Genomic DNA, 16,955 nt, shown 5'->3' with positions numbered 1-16,955 from the left:
TCGCGGTAGCAATGCCGATGGCCCGGCCGGGAGGACACCCTCCCGGCCGGGCCGTGTGGCGGAGCTTTGGCCCGCGCCCGTGTTGTTGGGCGTTGTCGCGTCAGTCGACCGGCCGGGCCTTGTAGTCGCCGGCCTGCTCCACTGCCGCGATGAGTGTGGCGGTCTCGACGACCGCGCCCTCCTCCAAGCGCACGGTGGTACGTCCGGCCTTCACGTCGGTGCCGGCCGAGCGGACTTCGGGGAGGTCCTCCAGCTCATCGTCGATGAGCAGGCCGCAGCTGGAGCAGTGCATGCCTTCGACGAGAAGCACCACCTGTGGGCCGGTCTCGGCCTCCTTCTTGCGGTTGAAGAGCTTCACTTGGTGTCTCCCCGGAAGGTGATCTGGCCGGTCTGCATGCCCATGGCGCAGGAGAAGCGGAGCGTGCCGGGCTTACGGGTGCCCAGATCGACTTCGGTGTCACCGTTGCGCTGGACGATCTCCTGGACACCGAGTTCGGGGATGGTGAAGGCGCGGGCGCAGCCGCCGGAGTCCTTGCCGTGCAGCACCAGCGTGGTCGGCACGCCGGCGCTGGCGGTGAACTGGGTGGGAACGTAGAAGTCCGTCACGGTCAGGGTGATCACCTGCTTGCCGGAGGCGTCGATGCGCACCGGCCCGTCCGACGCCCCCGCACCGCCTTCCGGCGGGGCGGGAGCGGCGGCCGCCGCAGTCGTGGAACCGGTGTTGAAGGATGCCCAGCCGCCGGCTTGCAGTCCGGAGCCAATGGTCCAGGCCGCGACGGCCAGCACCACAATGCCGGTGGCGATGCCCAGGCGGCCGGACAGCGCCCGGCTGGAGCGGCGGAAGAGGTAGCCGAGGACAGCGAACAGCGGGGCGGTGCCCAGCACGAACCCGGCCATCACCGCCGCCCCGGCCAGCGGGGACCCCGAGGTGATGGCGACCAGCTCCATCGACAGCGTCACCCCGCACGGCACCAGCACGGTGGCGAAGCCGACCAGCGCGGGAGTGGCCATCGAAGCGGTCTTGGTGCTGCGCCGCACCAGCCGTCCGAAGGAGGCCGGGGGCCGGGGGACGAGCCGGCCCACCGCCTTGACCCCGAAGAGGTCGAGGGCGAAGAGCACCATCAGCGCCCCGGCAATGATCAGCAGCGCCGCCTGTGTGCGGGGACTGGGCTGCAGCGCGGCGCCGAAGATTCCCAGCAGGGCGCCGAGGATCGTATGGGAGAGCAGCTTCCCGGCGAGGAACGCGCCGACCGGGGCCAGATGCAAGGCCGTCGGCTCCGGGGACGCGGCCGATGCCGCGCGCCGGGCCGGGCTCGCGGCTCCGGGCCGCTTCTTGGCGGACGGCTTGGCGGACGAGGAAGACGCACGGGCGGGAACGCGGGCCTGGGCGGGATCGCGGCGGGTGACCGCTCCGGCGAGCAGACCGCCTTGGACGGCGGCGCACGAAGCGCCACCGGCGAGCAGACCGGTGCTGACACCGGTGATGAGCAAGGTGATGGACGACGGCATGCGTCGTGACTCCTGTTCGGATACGACGGCACGCGCACAGATATGGGTTACGGGCGTGCCGCGGCGGACGTGAGGAATGTCGGCGTCCCGCGAGGCGACTGCCTCACGGGCGACGAACCATCACGTCCGCGACACGCACAACCGGTGGAGATCAGGAGGCGACGGCGCCGGGGGCGGCGCGTTGGGATGGGCCATGACGGCCGTGTGGGAGCAGGCCGGCACTGTCGGCACATCGGTCTGGGCCGTGCCCGGCTGAACGTGGTGGACGAGGGTGGCCTTGGGCGCCGCGCACTGCTTCTCGACCATCGGGCAGCGCGTGTCGTGCTCGACCGAACCGGCCGCCATCGGTATCGCTGCCGCCTGCCCGGCCGCCTCGGCCTGCACCACCCCAGGGGCGTGGCCGCCGGTCGCGGGCGAAGCGGCCATCTCCATCGCTGGCATCGAGGAGGGCATCGACATGGCCGGACGGGCCAGCCCGGCCAGGCAGAACATGAGCGCACACACCAACAGCGCCCCGGACCACGTCCGGAGCGGCCTCAGCATGGGTCGCAACATGCGCGCCATGCTAAGGCACGCCCGTCGGCCATGCGCTGCCGATGCCGCCGGTCTGCTCGTCATCGCGGTTCGGGAGCCTGTGAGCGTGGCCACGCGGCTGGGCTATTCGCCCTGCGGCCAGTCGTAGCTGCCGGGCACGTCGACCTTCTGGCCCGTCGGCCCGTAGACGATCGCGATCTCGTCGTGCGCCGTGAACTCGATCGCGGCCGGGTTGCCGGTGTACGGCTTGCCGTTGACGTACGTGCGGAAGTTGTTGCCACCATCGGCTTTGAGCCCGCCGATCGCATCCTGGGTGAGGGCGACGTCCCACTCGGTCATGAACTGGCCGAGGGAGAAAGTGGCCTTGACCGGCGACTCGACGTGGATCACGCCGTTCGCCTCGTGCGTGTGCAGCGGGCTGATCTGCTGCGCTTGCTGGTCGATGCCGATGTTCGCGGGGACGGGGACCGGCTTGCCGTCCACGATCACGTCCAGGTGGGCGTGGATGTGCTCCACGTTGCCCTCCTCACCCAGCATCGGCAGCCCGGCCGCCTCGACGCGCGCGGCGGGATCGCCGGGGGCGCTCCAGGCCGGGTCGGTTGTACGGCCCGACGCGGTAGTGATGGGCGTGGTTGGGATGCCCGCCTCGGGCGCTGTGCGAGGGCCCGACGGGCCGCCGCCGGAGGTGGAGACCAGCGCGATGGTGATCCCGGCAATGATCGCGAGCACCGCCACCGGTGCTCCCAGGATGGTCAGCAGGCGACGGCGACGCTCGGCGCGGGTCTCCTGCTCGCGCAGTGCGGCGGCCCGGGCGCGGCGGCTCTCCGATCCCTTACTGAGGGGGTTCGGGACATGCGCTCCCTGCCTTCCCGGGCGAACGCCAATAGACCCAGAAGTTGACATCTCGGACGAAAAGCCCCTCCCAAGACTAGACGGCGAAGGCGGACGGTGAACTCTCTGCGCGGCTTCCTTGACCTTGCCCTTGGGGGAAGGTTCTAGCGTCGTGAGCGTAGGACCGAAGTACGGGGGAGGTTCCGTCATGGCACTGGTGACAGGCGAGGTGTACCGGCGTGCCGAGTGCGGCTGTGAGATCACCGTGACCAAAGGCGCGGCTCTTGGACGCGGCGGGGACCAGAACCCCACCTGCTGCTCCGGGCACCCCATGACCAAGGTCCACTGACCGACCGGCACCAACTCAAGGACCCCGCAATGGACAACCTGCTGTACATACTCCCCGCGCTGGCCTGCCCTGTCGGCATGGGACTGATGATGTGGTTCATGATGCGCGGTAAGCGCCTCGCCCCGGACCAGTCGCACACCGCCCGCACCTCAGCGCAGGAGCAGGAGCTGGGCCGCCTGCGCAAGGAGGTCGAGGCCCTGCGCGACGAGACCCCGAAGGCTGACCTCCGCAAGGGCTCCTCGGCATGACCGGTACCTGGCCTCCTCTGGCGGCGACCGCGCTGGCCGCAGCCCTCACCTATGTGTGCTGTATTCGCCCGATGCGCCGACACGACGCCTGCAGCCCGACCCCTCACGAGCACACTGGGCAGAGCATCGACGAGGAGATTCGCCGCACCCGCGAGGAACTGGACCTCCTGCGCGCCCATTCCGCCGCTGAAACAGACCCCGCTGCCGCGCCCTCACGGCGACCGGAGACCATCAGACCGTGACCTCCCCTGCCCCCAGCCCCACCCCTGGGGCCCGGCCGCCCCTCCACCGGGCGGCCGGACTGCTGTTTGCCGGCCTCGTCCTCACGCTCGGAGCCTCTGAGGCCGTTGTCGCAGGCCAGAACATCTGCGTACAGGCTACCCATCGGTGACGGACCACACCTGGGCGAGTTGCCTGGCCCGGCTCGGTGCAGGGCGTAGCCGGAGGACGGTTTGGTATGTGCGCGCTAGTTGCTACCGCAGCCGCAGTGGTTCAGTACGGCGTAGCTGGGTCCCAAAGGCGAGGAATGCGGCGATTCCGGAGATGAGTGCCAGCAGCCCGAACAGAGGGGGGTAGCCCCCGAGCTGTGCGGCCAGGGCAGCGCCTGCGAATGGGGCAAGGGCGGAGGCGGCGGTTGTCGGTGCTGCGAGGAGTCCGGACAGACGGCCGTAGTGGGTGGTGCCCCATCGGTCGGTGATGGCGGTGGCTTGTAGGAGGGTGAGGTTGCCGCGGACCATCCCGGCTGTGACTGACAGGGCAATCAGCAGGGCGTAGGGGCCTGGGACGGACGCGAGGGCGGCCGTGGTGAGTCCGGCGAGGGCGATCAGCGCGACTGTGCGGGCGGTTGCCCCGGTGCGGCGGGCGAGGGCCGCGTACAGGGTGCGTCCGAGGGTTTGTCCGGCGCCGCCCAGGCCGAGTGCCCAGGCTGCCTCACTGGTTGTGTAACCGCGATCGAGGAGGAGCGGGACTAGGGCGACGACGACGGCGGAGACGGTGAACGCGGAGAGGGTGAGGGCTGCGGCGAGCATCCAGAACGGTCGGCTGTGGGCCGCCGCGGCCGCGGATTCGCCGGCGCGGACGGGCAGGGGCGGTGGCGCGGGTGGCCATGGGGCTTTGAGCGCCATGGCGTGGGCGGGGATGGTCACTGCGGCAAGGATGAGGGCGAGCACGGTGTAGGTCGTGCGCCAGGACAGGTGATCGGCCAGAACTGCGGTCAGGGGTGCGAAGAGGGTGGAGGCCAGTCCGCCGGCCAGGGTGACGATGGTCAGGGCGCGGACGTGGTCAGGGGCCCACCAGCGGGTGATGGCAGCGAAGGCGGGCTGGTAGAAGGTGGCTGCCATCGCGAACCCCGCCAGCAGCCAACCGGCGAAGAACACCGTCAGGTTCGGGGCGGCGGCGACAGTGAGGATGCTCAGCACGCCGAGGACGGAGCCGGCCGTCATGACGGTGCGCGGACCACCGTGGTCGATGATCCTCCCGACGCGTATCCCGGCGAACGCGGAGACGAGCAGGGCCAGGGAGAACGCGCCCGTGGTCGCCCCGACCGGCCAGCCGGTGTCGGCGGTGATCTGTGGGTTCAGCACAGGGAATGCGTAGTAGACGATGCCCCAGCTGGTGATCTGGGTGGCGCACAAAGCTGGGAGTACGGCGCGGGGCCGCGACCGGTCCCCTGTTCCGGTCGAGGCCCCGCGAGTATTCAGCTCGGTCACGAGCAGCAGCCGCCGGACGGGGCCGGCTCTTCGATGTCCGCGACCGACGCAGTCGGAGCGAGCGGAATGACTGGGGCAGCCGTGGCTGAAGTGCCGACGCTGATCTGTACGGGGGCGGGTGCCGGGGCGCAGCAGCCTCCACCGTCGCTCTGTCCGGCTTCGGGGTCGTCGAAGAGTCCGGCGCCGCCGCACACTCCGGTTTCGGGGAGGGTGAGTTCGACGCGGTCGGCGGCCTCCAGGTCACCGGCGAGGGCTGCGGCGATCGAGCGGACCTGCTCGTAGCCGGTCATGGCGAGGAAGGCCGTGGAGCGGCCGTAGGACTTCATGCCGACCAGGTAGATGCCCTGTTCGGGGTGGGACAGTTCGCGGTGGCCGTGGGGGTAGACGGTGCCGCAGGAGTGCTGGTTGGGGTCGATCAGCGGGGCGAGGGCGAGAGGGGCTTGGAGGCGCTCGTCCAGGGCGAGGCGGAGCTCGGACAAGAAGGACAGGTCGGGGCGCAGACCGGTCAGGACGATGACTTCGTCGATGGGGTCGAGGCGGCGGCCGTCTTCGTCGACCAGGATGAGGCGGTCGTCGTCGGTGCGCTCGATGGCTTCGGTGCGGAAGCCGGTGACAGCATCGGCGTACCCGTTGTAGACGGCGGCCTTCGCGGCCAGGCCCAGGGCGCCGCGGGCGGGGAGCTGGTCGGCTTCTCCGCCGCCGAAGGTGGAGCCGGAGATGCCACGGCGCAGGATCCATACCGCGTGGGTGCCGCTTTCGTCCTTGGCGAGGTCGGCGAGGGTGGCCAGGGTGGTGAAGGCCGAGGCGCCGGAGCCGATGACGGCGGTGCGCTTGCCGGCGTAACGGGCGCGGACGGCCGGGTCCTTGAGGTCGGGGATGCGGTAGGAGATCCGGGCCGAGGCGGCATGCTCGCCGAGGGCGGGCAGCCCGTCGGCGCCGCTGGGGCCGGGGGTGGAGAAGGTGCCGGAGGCGTCGATGACGGCACGGGCGAGGATTCGCTGTTCGGTGCCGTCGGCGAGCGTGACGCGGACGGTGAAGGGCTGCTGCTCGCGGTCGGCGTCGACGATCCGGTCGCGTCCGCGGCGGGAGACGTCGGTGACGGTGATGTCGTAGCGGACGCGCTCACCGAGGGTGTCCGCGAGCGGCTGGAGGTAGTTCTCGGCCCAGTCGGCGCCGGTGGGGTAGGTAGCAGCGTCGGGCTTGGCCCATCCAGTGGGTGCCAGGAGCTTCTCCGCAGCCGGGTCGACGAGCTCACCCCAGGTGGAGAACAGACGCACGTGCCCCCACTCGCGCACCGCACTGCCTGCGGCGGGCCCGCCCTCCAGGACCAGGGCTTCGATGCCGCGTTCGGTGAGGTGGGCGGCGGCGGCCAGGCCGGCCGGGCCTGCTCCGATGACGACTACGGGAAGCTGCTGCTCAGTCATGACGGGTGTCTCCTCAAAGCGGGGTGATGGCGGGTGGGATGGGGCCGGGCTGGTTAGCGGGGGCCGGAAGCGAGGGTCGGGGTCTGTACACGCCGGCGACGGGCGGCGGAGCGGCAGGCGCCGTCGCAGACCTCGGCGCAGCCGTCGCAGAAGCGGACGTCGGCCAGCCGCCGGGCGGTGCGCCGGTCGCGGGCTGCGGAGATGGCTGTGCGGATCGTGGTGACCATGACGAACCCCTTGATTCGATGCCTGTCGATGCGTTGGAGCTTGCCACTTGCATCGACGAGTGTCAACATAGACGCATGTCGAAGTCTCAGGTTGTTGAACTCCCGGTCCTGTCGCTCGAGCCGGTTGTCCCGTGCTGCCCGCCGATCACCTCTGCCGAGCTGTCACAGGCGGACGCGGAGAAGATGGCTGGCATGTTCAAGGCGCTCTCGGATCCGGTGCGGCTGCGCCTGTTCTCCAAGGTCGCCTCGCACGCTGCCGGGGAGGCGTGCGTGTGCGACATCGCCGACGTCGGCGTCTCGCAGCCCACCGTCTCCCACCACCTGAAGAAGCTCCGCGAAGCCGGTCTGCTCACCTCCGAGCGCCGCGGCACCTGGGTCTATTACAAGGTCGAGCCGTCGGTCGTAGCCGCGATGTCGACCATGCTCGACCTGCCGAAATGACCCGTCGGCGGAGGTCAGCTTCCGCAGCCCGGGGGGCAGCAGCGCGCGAGATACTCCTGCAGGGCGGACAGGCGCTGGGCCATCGTGGCCCCGTCGGCCCGGTAGAAGACCTGCTTGCCCTCACGCCGTGAGAGCACCAGGCCGCCCCGGCGCAGAAGACTCAAGTGCTCCGATGCGGTCGAGGGCTTCAGCCCGCACCGCTCGGCGATCTCACCCACGGTGAACTCCACACCGCCGGTGAACTGCAGCATCACCCGCTGACGCGTCTCGCTCGCCAGCGCCTTCAGGAAATCCGCAGTCGCACCATCGACTCCCGCCGCGTTGTCCGCCACCACCCCACCCCTAACATTTCGACATTTCCCGAAACAACGACTCGTACGAAGGATCAGCATCCCATGGAACATGCCGACCTCATCGTCATCGGCGCAGGCCAGGCCGGCCTCGCCGCGGCCGCCCTGGCGCCCAGGCACGGCTTCACGCCCCTGATCCTGGAGGCGGACGCGGAGCCGGGCGGAGCCTGGCCGCGCTACTACGACAGCCTCACCCTCTTCTCCCCCGCCCGGTACTCCGCTCTGCCCGGCCAGCCCTTCCCCGGCGACCCGGGCCGCTACCCCGGCCGCGACGAGGTGGTCACCTACCTGCGCGACTACGCCGCCCGACTGGACGCGGACATCCGCACCCAAACACGCGTCGCCTCCGTGCGCAGCGAGGGCGGGGCCCTGAGCGTCACAGCGCAGGAAGGTGCGTCGTGGTCGGCGCGCGCCGTCGTTTCCGCGACGGGCAACTACGAGGCGCCGGACCTGCCTTGTCTGTCGGGACAGGAGACGTTCACCGGCCGACTGGTGCATGCAGCCGACTACCGCAGCCCGCAGGCGTTCGCCGGCCAGCGGGTCATCGTGGTCGGCGGGGGCAATTCCGCGGTCCAGATCGCCGCCGAACTGGGCACCGTCGCCGACACCACTCTCGCGACCCGCCGCCCCCTGGCCTGGATGGCGCAGCACGTTCTGGGCCGCGATCTGCACTGGTGGCTCAAGCACACCCGGCTCGACATCGCCCCGCTCGCACGCTGGCTGGAGAAAGTTCCTGTGTCCGTCCTCGACGACGGCACGTACCGCGCCGCTCTGAGATCCGGAGGGGTGAACCGACGAGAGATGTTCGTCAGGCTCGACGCCGACAGCGTCATCTGGAGCGAGGGCGAGCGGGAGAAGATCGACGCCGTGGTACTCGCGACGGGATACCGCACCGGGCTCGACTACTTGGCCGACAGCAACGCCCTCGACAGCGAGGGCCTGCCCCTGCACCGAAACGGCGTCTCCACCACAGTGCCTGGGCTCGGTTACGTCGGCATGGAATTCCAGCGCAGCTTCTCCTCCAAAACCCTGCGCGGCGTCGGCAGAGACGCCGCGTACGTCCTCAACGGGTTGCGCCGCCAGCCCCGGCGATAAGGAGGCAGGCGAACAGTTCGGCCAGCGCATGGACTTCCCTTCCTATACTTCGTCGATTATCGTCGATAATCGATGAAAGCGACTCTGCAAAACCAGCAGCCACTGACGGACGACGACGCCGTTCTGTACGCCAGCTGGTTCAAGGCCCTCGCCGACCCCATGCGCGTCCAGCTCCTGAGCCTGCTGGCCCGCGAACGACGCCCGATGGCCGTGGGGGAGATCACCGGTCGGCTGCCCATTGGCCAGTCGACCGTCTCCCACCACCTCAAGGTCCTGGCCGAGGTTCGTTTCGTCCTGTCCGAACGGCAGGGCACCTCCACCAGGTACGGGCTCAACACCGCATGCCTGGAGTGCTTCCCCTCCGCCGTGACCGCGATCCTCGGCGGTCAGCCGTGAACATCGCCCCCATGACCGAGTTCCATGCCGAACAAGTCCTGGCGATCTACCAGGCCGGCATCGACGAGGGAAACGCGACCTTCGAAACTACGGCCCCCGACTGGGTGACGTTCGACGCCACCCGGCTCGTCGAGCACCGCTTCGTGGCCCTCGACGCGTCGGGCAAGGTCCTCGGCTGGGTGGCGGCCACCAGGGTGTCCGACCGGTGCGCATACACGGGCGTAATCGAGCACTCCGTCTATGTCCACCCCGGAGCACGCAGCCGGGGCGTCGCCGGCAGGCTCCTTGCCACGCTGGTCGACTCCGCTGAGTCTGCAGGCATCTGGACAATCCAGTCGGGGATCTTTCCCGAGAACACTGCCAGCCTCGCCGTTCATCAGCGGGCCGGCTTCCGCGTCATCGGCACCCGCGAGCGCATCGGCCGACATCACGGCGTCTGGCGCGACGTGGTCCTGCTGGAACGCCGCAGCTCACAGATCAGCTGAGCAAGCACGCACTTCCCGCACCGCTGCTGTTAGCTGCCGCCGTCCAGGGGCAGCTGGCCATAGTGGAAGTCGAGGTGCTGAGTTGGGTAACGGTAGACGTCCGCGAGGGTCATGAACTCCTGGAAGAACGGGTCCCACCGGACGGGGTAGTGCATCCCCCGGGCGAGATCTACTTCTGACGCCGCTTCCAATCTGCGGTGCAGTGAGCCGATGACGCGGTCGAATGCGGCGCCCATGCGGCGTGGCCCATAGATCTTCACCGCCCCGCGCGGACCCATGTAGTTGACCCAGTCGAACGGCAGCGCCGACGCGCTTAGCAACCGGGCGAACGCCTTACTGACTCTGCGGGGAAGCCTTGCGAAGACACGCCCCAGGACCAGCAAACGCCGGACGACCATGTAGCCGAACAGCATGTGCCACAGCAACTGCTCGTTGTTCCACTTGGTGCCGCGGGTGGGCCGGGCAAGATCCGCCTCGGAGGCGGCGTCCAGCAGCTGGTGGAACGTGCGCCGGGCACGCTCATAGTCCTCATGAACAGCCTGCCGGTCCATGCCTCCAGCGTTCACCATGACCTGCCAACCCTCAACCCAGCAGGTCAAGCGCGCAGCAGCTCAGCGACCTCCCGTGCGGCATCCCGGGCCGGGCGGCCGACGCCGATGAGGGTGGCGGAGGCGGGGCCGGTCCAGTCGCCGTAGCCCAGTAGGTGCAGCCGCGGCTCACCGGCGGCGCGGGTGCCCTGGGTGGGGATGTGGCCCCGCGCGCCCCGCAGGCCGAGCGGCGCGAGGTGGGACAGGGCGGGGCGGAAACCGGTGCACCAGATGATCACGTCGGCCCTGACCTTCGTGCCGTCGGCCCACTCGACACCGTCCTGCGTCAGGCGGCTGAACATGGGCGCGGCCACGAGAAGCCCGGCGTCGCGCGCCTGACGTACCGGGGGCACCGCGACGATGTCGCCGAGCGCGGCGACGCCGCCGGTGTCCGCGCGGCCCGCGTCGAGCGCCCGGCGGCGGGCGGTGGCGGCATCGAACAGGGCGCGGCCGTCGATGTCGTCGGGGAGGTAGCGCGGCGGCCGTGCGGTGGCCCAGGTCAGATCTGTCTTGTAGGCAAGGTCGGCGGCGATCTGGGCGCCGGAGTTGCCGCCGCCGACCACGACGACGCGCTGCTCGGCGAAATCCTCAGCCGACCGGTAGTTGACGGTGTGCAGCTGCTCACCGTCAAAGTTGCCCGACACGACGGGGATGAAGGGCCGGCCCCAGGTGCCGGTCGCACTGACGACCGCCCGGGCTTGCCAGGTGCCGGAGTCGGTCTCCACCCGCAGGAGTTCCCCGTCACGATGGACGCCTGCCACGCGTACATGCCGGACGACAGGCAGCTCGTACCGCTGCTCATAGTCAGCGAGATAGGAGACGACGTGCCCGGCGTCCGGGTAGGTCTCCTCCTGCTGCGCGGGCATGATCCGCCCCGGCAGCGAGGAGTAGGCGGCCGGCGAGAACAGGCGCAGGGAGTCCCAGGTGTGCTGCCAGGCTCCGCCCGCGGCTGCCTGAGCGTCGAGGATGACGAACTCGACGCCCAGGCGGCGCAGGTGGTAGCCGGCGGCGAGCCCGGCCTGGCCGCCGCCGACCACCACCACATCGGTGAGATGTGTCATGAGGTGAGCTGCTGCTCCGTGAACTTCCTTCGCCAGGCCAGCGACACGTAGACGAGGGCCACCAGGACCGGGACCTCGATCAGGGGGCCGACGACCCCGGAGAGGGCCTGGCCGGAGGTGACGCCGAAGGTGGCGATGGCGACCGCGATGGCGAGCTCGAAGTTGTTGCCCGCCGCCGTAAAGGCGAGGGTCGCGGTGCGGTCGTAGTTCAGGCCGATCGCCTTGCCGAGCAGGAAGGTGCCGAACCACATCAGCGCGAAGTACACGAGCAGCGGAAGCGCGATGCGGGCCACGTCCAGCGGCTGCGAGGTGATGGTCTTCCCCTGGAGGGCGAAGAGGATGACGATCGTGAACAGCAGGCCGTAGAGCGCCCAGGGGCCGATCTTCGGCAGGAAGGTGTTCTCGTACTTCTCCGTGCCCATCTTCTTCTCGCCGAAGCGGCGGGTCAGGAAGCCGGCCAGGAGCGGGATGCCGAGGAAGATGACGACGTTCAGCGCGATCTTCCACATGGAGATGTCGAGGTGCTCGCCTTCACCGAGACCGAGCCAGCCAGGCAGCAGGTCGAGGTAGAGCCAGCCGAGCAGGCCAAAGGCGATGACCTGGAAGACCGAGTTCAGGGCGACGAGGACGGCGGCGGCTTCACGGTCGCCGCAGGCCAGGTCGTTCCAGATGATGACCATGGCAATGCAGCGGGCCAAGCCGACGATGATCAGGCCGGTCCGGTACTCGGGCAGGTCGGGCAGGAAGATCCAGGCCAGCGCGAACATGATCGCCGGACCAGCGATCCAGTTGACGACGAGCGACGAGATCATGAGCTTCTTGTCGCCGGTGACCGCGTCGAGCTTGTCGTAGCGGACCTTCGCCAGCACCGGATACATCATGATCAGAAGGCCCACGGCGATGGGCAGCGAGATGCCACCGATCTCGACTTTGGCGAGGGCGTCGTTCAGACCGGGGATCAGCCGCCCCAAGCCCAGTCCCAGGGCCATGGCGAGCAGGATCCATACGGCGAGGAAGCGGTCGAGAGTCGACAGCTTCTGGACGACCGAAGAGTCCTCGGCGGTCGCTGGTGCTTGCGTGGGGGTCACGGACAGGCCCTCTTGTTTTCGGCAGCGGTACGGGCGGATGCGGCCAGATCGGTGAACTGACCGGCGAGCTGGGCGATGACGTCCGGTCGCAGCTTGTAATAGGTGAAGCGGCCGCAGGGCTCGGTCTCCACGACCCCGGCTTCGCGCAGCACTCTCAGGTGGTTGGAGAGGTTGGTCTGCTTAGCGCCGGTCTCCTCCACGAGGTGCGTGGTGCACAGCGTCTCGCGGGCGAGCAGGGTCACGATCCGAAGCCTGAGGGGGTCTGCCAGGACTCGGATCAGTTCAGTGTCGACTGACGTCATCATGCACTGATACTCTCACATCAGTGGTGGCTGACACCACCGGGTGCTGACCTGCGCCCGTCCTGCGCGAGAAGAGACCCGCCGTGTCCGACAAGCCCTCCGTGCTGTTCGTCTGCGTCCACAACGCCGGCCGCTCCCAGATGGCCGCCGCGTGGCTCACCCACCTGGCCGGGGACCGCGTCGAGGTCCGCTCCGCTGGCTCCGCGCCCGCCGACTCGGTGAACCCGGCAGCCGTGGAAGCCATGCGTGAGGTCGGCATCGACATGTCTGCCGAGACCCCAAAGATCCTCACCGTCGACGCCGTCAAGGCTTCCGACGTGTGCATCACCATGGGCTGCGGCGACACCTGCCCCGTCTTTCCTGGCAAGCGGTACCTGGACTGGAAGCTGGAGGACCCCGCAGGCCAGGGCGTGGAGTCCGTACGCCCCATCCGCGACGAGATCAAGACGCTCGTCGAGGGCCTGATCGCCGAGATCGCCCCGGGCAAGACCGCGTGAGCGCCATACGCGACGTCATCATCATCGGCTCCGGCCCAGCCGGGTACACCGCCGCCCTCTACACCGCCCGCGCCCAGCTGAAGCCGTTGCTGTTCGGCAGCTCCATTTTCGTCGGCGGCTCCCTGACCACCACCACCGAGGTCGAGAACTTTCCCGGTTTCCCCGAGGGCGTCGACGGTCCCGTGCTCATGGAGAACATGCGGGCCCAGGCCGAGAAGTTCGGCGCGGAGATGATCGACGACGACATTGTTTCCGTGAACCTGAGTGGCGAGATCAAGGAAGTCACGGACTCCGAGGGCTCCGTCCACCGCGCGAAGACGGTGATCGTGGCGACCGGTTCCGGCTACCGCAAGCTTGGCCTTCCCAAGGAGGACGCACTCTCCGGCCGCGGCGTGTCCTGGTGTGCCACCTGCGACGGCTTCTTCTTCCGCGATCGCGACATCGTCGTGGTCGGCGGCGGCGATACCGCCATGGAAGAAGCCACCTTCCTCACCCGCTTCGCCAAGTCCGTCACGGTCGTCCACCGCCGCTCAACGCTGCGCGCCTCCAAGGCCATGCAGAACCGGGCCTTCGCCGACGACAAGATCACCTTCGCCTTCGACAGCGAAATAGCCGAGATCAAGGAAGAGGGCGGCATGCTCGCCGGCCTCGTCCTGCGCGACACCCTCACCGGCAAGACCCGCGACCTGGCAGCTACAGGCCTGTTCATCGCCATCGGCCACGACCCACGCACCGAATTGTTCGCCGACCAGCTCGACCTCGACCACGAGGGTTACCTGAAGGTCCAGGCGCCTTCCACCCGAACCAGCGCCCCCGGCGTCTTCGCCGCAGGCGACGTCGTCGACCACACCTACCGCCAGGCAATCACTGCGGCCGGCACCGGCGCGGCCGCAGCCTTGGACGCCGAACGCTATCTCGCAGCCATCGCCGACACTCACCCCTCGGCGGTAGCGGTAGTGGCTGGCTGAGCGTCCGATCGGCAATCGAGCCAGGCGCCGCACGACCCGCACCAGTCCGTGCGGCGCCCTGAGCCTGTTCATGCCCCTCCGGCGTCGGCATGGGCCGTTGCAGTACGGGCTGTTTCACCACGTCCGGATCTCGGCATTCGACCCTCGCCACTCAAGAGGCAAATCGGTCACATCGGGCGGACCTTGCCCCCTGTTCTGTCCCCTGGGGCCACTACGGACCACCAAAAGCTACCGAGAGACCAGTGAGCACAAGCTTGCAGAACGACAAAAGCGCAGGTCAGAACGTTTCTTCTGACCTGCGATCCGGTGGGGCGGGTGGGACTCGAACCCACGGCCGACGGATTATGAGTCCTTTCGTGATCGACCGTGATCTTCCCGATCCTGCCGCGATCTGCCCGTTTTCACAGGTCAGACGGCTACATGCCATCGGCCCGGTCCGTGGGCTTCCCGGTCCTTTCTGATCCTTCCGTCCACTGCGTGTCCACTACGGCTCCACGCGCGCCCCTCCCCGAGCCCTCTGGGGATCTTCCCGAGCACATCGATGCAGGCTATGGCGCGGCGCGTCGGAGGATATGAGCAGGTGAGCAGCGAAGTGCCTTGCCGATGCAAAGTAACTCCGCCGCAACGTGGGGGCTCCGTGGACCAGGTCCGTCCGGCGGGCACCGAAGTCTCACGTCACCATCAGATACCTGGAGGACGACTTCGCGGAGCCGTCAGTACGCGACCTCCGCGGATTTGACCTGTACAGCGCAGACGCCCCCTTCCCAGGCCGGGCACTGGCCCACCGGCGCCGTTGGCAGCTTCTTCCTGGACGCCGCTCACCGCCCTTCCGCTGCGGTAGGACGGTGAGCCATCGGCCGACTACTGCACTGGCGCATCCGGGTCGGGCAGCTGGTAGACACGCTCCCGCTCCACGTCTTCGACGCCGTCCGCAGCAGCCAGCGCCGCTAGCGCATCCCTTGCCACCGTGCCCACTGCTGTGCCGATCTCCGGCTGCTCAGACTCGATGATCATTCCAGCGCGTCGGGCAGCCTGAGCAGCTTCTTCAAAGCGGTCCACGTCGAGTCCGACGATGACGCGGACCCGCGACGCGCCGCTGCTCGCGGTGCGTGATTCGCCGCTCACGGACTTCATATCGGCCTCCAAGGTGGTTCGCCATTCTCTTACCCCTAGGGTGCCTGCACCAGTCCACTGCCCCCATCGGACGCCGGGAGGCCCAGGTCTCGTACGCCCGTGCGAAGAAGGCTCACGATCTCCGAAGCAGTGACTCCCGGAGTTTGCTCCCAGAGCAGTGCAGTGACGCCAGCGACGTGGGGCGTCGCCATGCTGGTACCCGAGAGACGACGGTACCCCCCGTCGCGCCAGGCGGATAGGACGTCGACCCCTGGTGCCACCAGGTCAACCGCACCACCATTGGGATTAAGGCCGGCACACGAGAACGGGGCGATGGTGTAGTTCTTTGCGATGGCACCCACCGCAAGAATGGAGGGGCAGTTCGCGGGTTGTCCCACTGGCTCCAGAGTCCCGGGTCGCATGCTCTCGTTGCCTGCGGCGGCCACGATCACCACGCCTCGCCTCAGGGCACGGCGGGCAGCACGCTCATAGATGCGCGAATACCCTTCGCCGAGCGCAACCGCTCCCCCCAGGGACATGGATACGACGCGTACGCCCTTCTGGGACACGGCCCAGTTGATTCCCTGGAGGATCTGGCCGTCGCTCCCGCGGCCCTGATTGTTCAACACCTTGCCGACGTAGATGTCGGCCTCACAGGCCACGCCGTAACGCGGCCCATTGGCAGGTCTTTGCGGGCCGCATGAGGTTCCCGCGCAGTGGGTTCCATGCCCGTGCCCGTCATCGACCGACTCGCCCGGCACAAAGGATGCTGTTTGTGCGATCCTGCCTGCGAGATCAGGGTGGGAAAGATGTACCCCAGTGTCCAAAATCGCGACGCCGATGCCCCGGCCTGTGTGCGCCGTCTCGGTCGCCAGGATGGCTTGCAGTCCCCACGTCGCCTGGGTCTCGGCCCATGCGGGAGGCACAGGAGCCGACGTGAGCACGGCTCCCTGTTGGCCGTTGCCGCTCGCGCGACCGACGGCGTCGATCACACCCTGTTTGTACCCCTCGAGGAACTCGAGGCTTGCCGTGTACGCGTGGAGCACCCGCTCCGGCTCGGCAGTCAGAAGACTGGGCGTCGACGCGACAGTCATCTCCAACGCCGATCGCTGGTCAGGATACGCAGCCACGATGGCCACGCCCAAGTCATCCAGCACCACGCTTCCGCCCTGCTCGAAAGCATGGATTCCGGAGTCGCCGCTTGGGACGTGCTCCGCCGACGAGACTCCCGCTCCTGACGCGAGCGCGTCGAGCCCGGACTGGGGGTCGTCCTGGTCGAGCAGGACGAGATATCTCCCGGTGTATTCAGTGCCAGCACCCTTGGGGATACCCGCATCCGCCATCGCTGCCGCATCGTAGCCGTTGCTCATCATCCACCTCTCTTTGTGGAGCACTCATTTCGGACCATACGATTGAAAATCCGATGTCGCCCCCGCTAGACGGCCACTCGGGCCCCCTCCCCGACCAGTCAGAGCGAACGTTGGTACACGACGACCAGTGGTCCACGTTCGGCGACACTGGGACGCCTACTGGTCCTGGTCGATGCCCTTCTCGATCCCCGTACGGATGGTCGGATCGGCCCCCGTTGTCGAACCGGTTCTCGGGGGTAGAGGTGCGTGGCGTGGATGAGCCAGTACCGGCCGCGCCGTTCGGGGAGGGGTGGAAGCGTCCGCCACTGTGGGGGGGTGTGGCGGGACTGTCCCCGCAGTAAGGGCAGCCTGCGCCGGAACCGGGCATCCTG

General features: G+C 68.6%; 23 protein-coding genes and 1 tRNA gene. 9 read left to right on the top strand and 15 right to left on the bottom strand.

The annotated features are described in order from the left end of the window. Positions 1 to 100: 100 nt before the first annotated feature. From J7E96_RS38230 to J7E96_RS19740, 4 genes are all read right to left on the bottom strand, one after another. Positions 101 to 358 carry a cation transporter gene (locus J7E96_RS38230; RefSeq protein WP_308296044.1) on the bottom strand — a complete coding sequence of 86 codons (258 nt, stop codon included), beginning with the start codon at positions 356 to 358 and terminating at the stop codon, positions 101 to 103. Continuing rightward, positions 355 to 1,509, bottom strand: coding sequence for a sulfite exporter TauE/SafE family protein (locus J7E96_RS19750; RefSeq protein WP_215132973.1), 1,155 nt, complete (start codon positions 1,507 to 1,509; stop codon positions 355 to 357). Before J7E96_RS19750 ends, J7E96_RS38230 begins: the two co-directional genes overlap by 4 nt. Before the next feature lie 120 nt (positions 1,510 to 1,629). Continuing rightward, positions 1,630 to 2,064, bottom strand: a complete 435-nt coding sequence (locus J7E96_RS19745; protein ID WP_215132972.1) for a hypothetical protein — start codon at positions 2,062 to 2,064, stop codon at positions 1,630 to 1,632. A gap of 102 nt (positions 2,065 to 2,166) precedes the next feature. Beyond that, entirely contained in the window at positions 2,167 to 2,772 is a 606-nt protein-coding gene (locus tag J7E96_RS19740; protein WP_215132971.1) for a hypothetical protein, read from the bottom strand. A gap of 310 nt (positions 2,773 to 3,082) precedes the next feature. Here J7E96_RS19740 and J7E96_RS19735 point away from each other — a divergent pair, with 310 nt between their 5' ends. The 3 genes from J7E96_RS19735 to J7E96_RS19725 are packed head-to-tail and all read left to right on the top strand — an operon-like array spanning position 3,083 to position 3,713. After that, positions 3,083 to 3,223 (top strand): hypothetical protein, encoded by a 141-nt coding sequence (locus tag J7E96_RS19735; protein WP_215132970.1) that lies wholly within the window; start codon positions 3,083 to 3,085, stop codon positions 3,221 to 3,223. A 29-nt stretch (positions 3,224 to 3,252) separates the two neighbouring features. Continuing rightward, positions 3,253 to 3,471: a hypothetical protein gene (locus J7E96_RS19730; protein ID WP_215132969.1), complete on the top strand. Its 219-nt coding sequence runs from the start codon at positions 3,253 to 3,255 to the stop codon at positions 3,469 to 3,471. Further along, the gene (locus tag J7E96_RS19725) at positions 3,468 to 3,713 is read left to right on the top strand and encodes a hypothetical protein (RefSeq protein WP_215132968.1); all 246 of its coding nucleotides are present in this window, start codon (positions 3,468 to 3,470) and stop codon (positions 3,711 to 3,713) included. Before J7E96_RS19730 ends, J7E96_RS19725 begins: the two co-directional genes overlap by 4 nt. Before the next feature lie 231 nt (positions 3,714 to 3,944). Here J7E96_RS19725 and J7E96_RS19720 read toward each other — a convergent pair whose 3' ends face one another. The 3 genes from J7E96_RS19720 to J7E96_RS19710 are packed head-to-tail and all read right to left on the bottom strand — an operon-like array spanning position 3,945 to position 6,831. Continuing rightward, the gene (locus J7E96_RS19720) at positions 3,945 to 5,180 is read right to left on the bottom strand and encodes an MFS transporter (protein WP_215132967.1); all 1,236 of its coding nucleotides are present in this window, start codon (positions 5,178 to 5,180) and stop codon (positions 3,945 to 3,947) included. Beyond that, a complete protein-coding gene (locus J7E96_RS19715; protein ID WP_215132966.1) occupies positions 5,177 to 6,604 on the bottom strand; it encodes an NAD(P)-binding domain-containing protein in 1,428 nt (475 codons plus the stop codon). Before J7E96_RS19715 ends, J7E96_RS19720 begins: the two co-directional genes overlap by 4 nt. 53 nt (positions 6,605 to 6,657) lie before the next feature. Then, positions 6,658 to 6,831 (bottom strand): hypothetical protein, encoded by a 174-nt coding sequence (locus J7E96_RS19710; RefSeq protein ID WP_215132965.1) that lies wholly within the window; start codon positions 6,829 to 6,831, stop codon positions 6,658 to 6,660. 75 nt (positions 6,832 to 6,906) lie between these two features. On the opposite strand from J7E96_RS19710, the gene J7E96_RS19705 reads away from it, so the two are divergent. Next, complete coding sequence (locus J7E96_RS19705; protein WP_215132964.1) at positions 6,907 to 7,272, top strand: helix-turn-helix transcriptional regulator; 366 nt, start codon at positions 6,907 to 6,909, stop codon at positions 7,270 to 7,272. A 14-nt stretch (positions 7,273 to 7,286) separates the two neighbouring features. Here the strand turns inward: J7E96_RS19705 and J7E96_RS19700 are convergent, their stop codons facing one another. Continuing rightward, entirely contained in the window at positions 7,287 to 7,604 is a 318-nt protein-coding gene (locus J7E96_RS19700) for a metalloregulator ArsR/SmtB family transcription factor (protein WP_308296042.1), read from the bottom strand. 63 nt (positions 7,605 to 7,667) lie between these two features. On the opposite strand from J7E96_RS19700, the gene J7E96_RS19695 reads away from it, so the two are divergent. The 3 genes from J7E96_RS19695 (at position 7,668) to J7E96_RS19685 (ending at position 9,598) form a co-directional block, all read left to right on the top strand. Then, positions 7,668 to 8,717 (top strand): NAD(P)/FAD-dependent oxidoreductase, encoded by a 1,050-nt coding sequence (locus tag J7E96_RS19695; RefSeq protein ID WP_215132962.1) that lies wholly within the window; start codon positions 7,668 to 7,670, stop codon positions 8,715 to 8,717. A 72-nt stretch (positions 8,718 to 8,789) separates the two neighbouring features. Then, positions 8,790 to 9,113, top strand: a complete 324-nt coding sequence (locus J7E96_RS19690) for a helix-turn-helix transcriptional regulator (protein WP_251070145.1) — start codon at positions 8,790 to 8,792, stop codon at positions 9,111 to 9,113. Positions 9,114 to 9,124: 11 nt separating this feature from the next. Beyond that, a complete protein-coding gene (locus J7E96_RS19685; protein ID WP_251070144.1) occupies positions 9,125 to 9,598 on the top strand; it encodes a GNAT family N-acetyltransferase in 474 nt (157 codons plus the stop codon). 29 nt (positions 9,599 to 9,627) lie between these two features. On the opposite strand, the gene J7E96_RS19680 is transcribed toward J7E96_RS19685, so the two are convergent. The 4 genes from J7E96_RS19680 to J7E96_RS19665 are packed head-to-tail and all read right to left on the bottom strand — an operon-like array spanning position 9,628 to position 12,639. After that, positions 9,628 to 10,167 carry a DinB family protein gene (locus J7E96_RS19680; RefSeq protein WP_215132960.1) on the bottom strand — a complete coding sequence of 180 codons (540 nt, stop codon included), beginning with the start codon at positions 10,165 to 10,167 and terminating at the stop codon, positions 9,628 to 9,630. A 26-nt stretch (positions 10,168 to 10,193) separates the two neighbouring features. Continuing rightward, positions 10,194 to 11,246 carry an ArsO family NAD(P)H-dependent flavin-containing monooxygenase gene (locus J7E96_RS19675; RefSeq protein WP_215132959.1) on the bottom strand — a complete coding sequence of 351 codons (1,053 nt, stop codon included), beginning with the start codon at positions 11,244 to 11,246 and terminating at the stop codon, positions 10,194 to 10,196. Next, positions 11,243 to 12,334 carry an ACR3 family arsenite efflux transporter gene (gene arsB, locus J7E96_RS19670; protein WP_215132958.1) on the bottom strand — a complete coding sequence of 364 codons (1,092 nt, stop codon included), beginning with the start codon at positions 12,332 to 12,334 and terminating at the stop codon, positions 11,243 to 11,245. Before arsB ends, J7E96_RS19675 begins: the two co-directional genes overlap by 4 nt. After that, positions 12,331 to 12,639 (bottom strand): helix-turn-helix transcriptional regulator, encoded by a 309-nt coding sequence (locus J7E96_RS19665; protein ID WP_215132957.1) that lies wholly within the window; start codon positions 12,637 to 12,639, stop codon positions 12,331 to 12,333. Before J7E96_RS19665 ends, arsB begins: the two co-directional genes overlap by 4 nt. An 80-nt stretch (positions 12,640 to 12,719) precedes the next feature. Here J7E96_RS19665 and J7E96_RS19660 point away from each other — a divergent pair, with 80 nt between their 5' ends. Further along, positions 12,720 to 13,133 (top strand): arsenate reductase ArsC, encoded by a 414-nt coding sequence (locus tag J7E96_RS19660; protein WP_215132956.1) that lies wholly within the window; start codon positions 12,720 to 12,722, stop codon positions 13,131 to 13,133. After that, positions 13,130 to 14,101, top strand: coding sequence for a thioredoxin-disulfide reductase (trxB, locus tag J7E96_RS19655; RefSeq protein WP_215132955.1), 972 nt, complete (start codon positions 13,130 to 13,132; stop codon positions 14,099 to 14,101). Before J7E96_RS19660 ends, trxB begins: the two co-directional genes overlap by 4 nt. Positions 14,102 to 14,408: 307 nt before the next feature. Here the strand turns inward: trxB and J7E96_RS19650 are convergent. From J7E96_RS19650 to J7E96_RS19640, 3 genes are all read right to left on the bottom strand, one after another. Then, a tRNA-Met gene (locus tag J7E96_RS19650) sits at positions 14,409 to 14,478 on the bottom strand. Between the two features lie 484 nt (positions 14,479 to 14,962). Next, positions 14,963 to 15,235: a hypothetical protein gene (locus J7E96_RS19645; RefSeq protein ID WP_215132954.1), complete on the bottom strand. Its 273-nt coding sequence runs from the start codon at positions 15,233 to 15,235 to the stop codon at positions 14,963 to 14,965. Between the two features lie 35 nt (positions 15,236 to 15,270). Then, the gene (locus tag J7E96_RS19640) at positions 15,271 to 16,587 is read right to left on the bottom strand and encodes a S8 family serine peptidase (RefSeq protein ID WP_251070143.1); all 1,317 of its coding nucleotides are present in this window, start codon (positions 16,585 to 16,587) and stop codon (positions 15,271 to 15,273) included. Positions 16,588 to 16,955: the final 368 nt, after the last annotated feature.

The sequence above is a fragment of the Streptomyces sp. ISL-96 genome, from assembly GCF_018614035.1.
GTDB lineage: Bacteria > Actinomycetota > Actinomycetes > Streptomycetales > Streptomycetaceae > Streptomyces.
Note: the sequence above shows the minus strand (reverse complement) of the source record. Positions and strands in the feature narration are given on the sequence as shown.

Coding starts and splice junctions, on each gene's coding strand:
- J7E96_RS19645 (WP_215132954.1), bottom strand. CDS start 15,235: ATGAAGTCCGTGAGCGGCGAATCACGCACCGCGAGCAGCGGCGCGTCG.
- J7E96_RS19725 (WP_215132968.1), top strand. CDS start 3,468: ATGACCGGTACCTGGCCTCCTCTGGCGGCGACCGCGCTGGCCGCAGCC.
- J7E96_RS19680 (WP_215132960.1), bottom strand. CDS start 10,167: ATGGTGAACGCTGGAGGCATGGACCGGCAGGCTGTTCATGAGGACTAT.
- J7E96_RS19665 (WP_215132957.1), bottom strand. CDS start 12,639: ATGATGACGTCAGTCGACACTGAACTGATCCGAGTCCTGGCAGACCCC.
- J7E96_RS19640 (WP_251070143.1), bottom strand. CDS start 16,587: ATGATGAGCAACGGCTACGATGCGGCAGCGATGGCGGATGCGGGTATC.
- J7E96_RS19690 (WP_251070145.1), top strand. CDS start 8,790: ATGAAAGCGACTCTGCAAAACCAGCAGCCACTGACGGACGACGACGCC.
- J7E96_RS19695 (WP_215132962.1), top strand. CDS start 7,668: ATGGAACATGCCGACCTCATCGTCATCGGCGCAGGCCAGGCCGGCCTC.
- J7E96_RS19735 (WP_215132970.1), top strand. CDS start 3,083: ATGGCACTGGTGACAGGCGAGGTGTACCGGCGTGCCGAGTGCGGCTGT.
- J7E96_RS19705 (WP_215132964.1), top strand. CDS start 6,907: ATGTCGAAGTCTCAGGTTGTTGAACTCCCGGTCCTGTCGCTCGAGCCG.
- J7E96_RS19750 (WP_215132973.1), bottom strand. CDS start 1,509: ATGCCGTCGTCCATCACCTTGCTCATCACCGGTGTCAGCACCGGTCTG.
- J7E96_RS19675 (WP_215132959.1), bottom strand. CDS start 11,246: ATGACACATCTCACCGATGTGGTGGTGGTCGGCGGCGGCCAGGCCGGG.
- J7E96_RS19745 (WP_215132972.1), bottom strand. CDS start 2,064: ATGTTGCGACCCATGCTGAGGCCGCTCCGGACGTGGTCCGGGGCGCTG.
- J7E96_RS19715 (WP_215132966.1), bottom strand. CDS start 6,604: ATGACTGAGCAGCAGCTTCCCGTAGTCGTCATCGGAGCAGGCCCGGCC.
- J7E96_RS19730 (WP_215132969.1), top strand. CDS start 3,253: ATGGACAACCTGCTGTACATACTCCCCGCGCTGGCCTGCCCTGTCGGC.
- J7E96_RS19685 (WP_251070144.1), top strand. CDS start 9,125: ATGACCGAGTTCCATGCCGAACAAGTCCTGGCGATCTACCAGGCCGGC.
- J7E96_RS19710 (WP_215132965.1), bottom strand. CDS start 6,831: ATGGTCACCACGATCCGCACAGCCATCTCCGCAGCCCGCGACCGGCGC.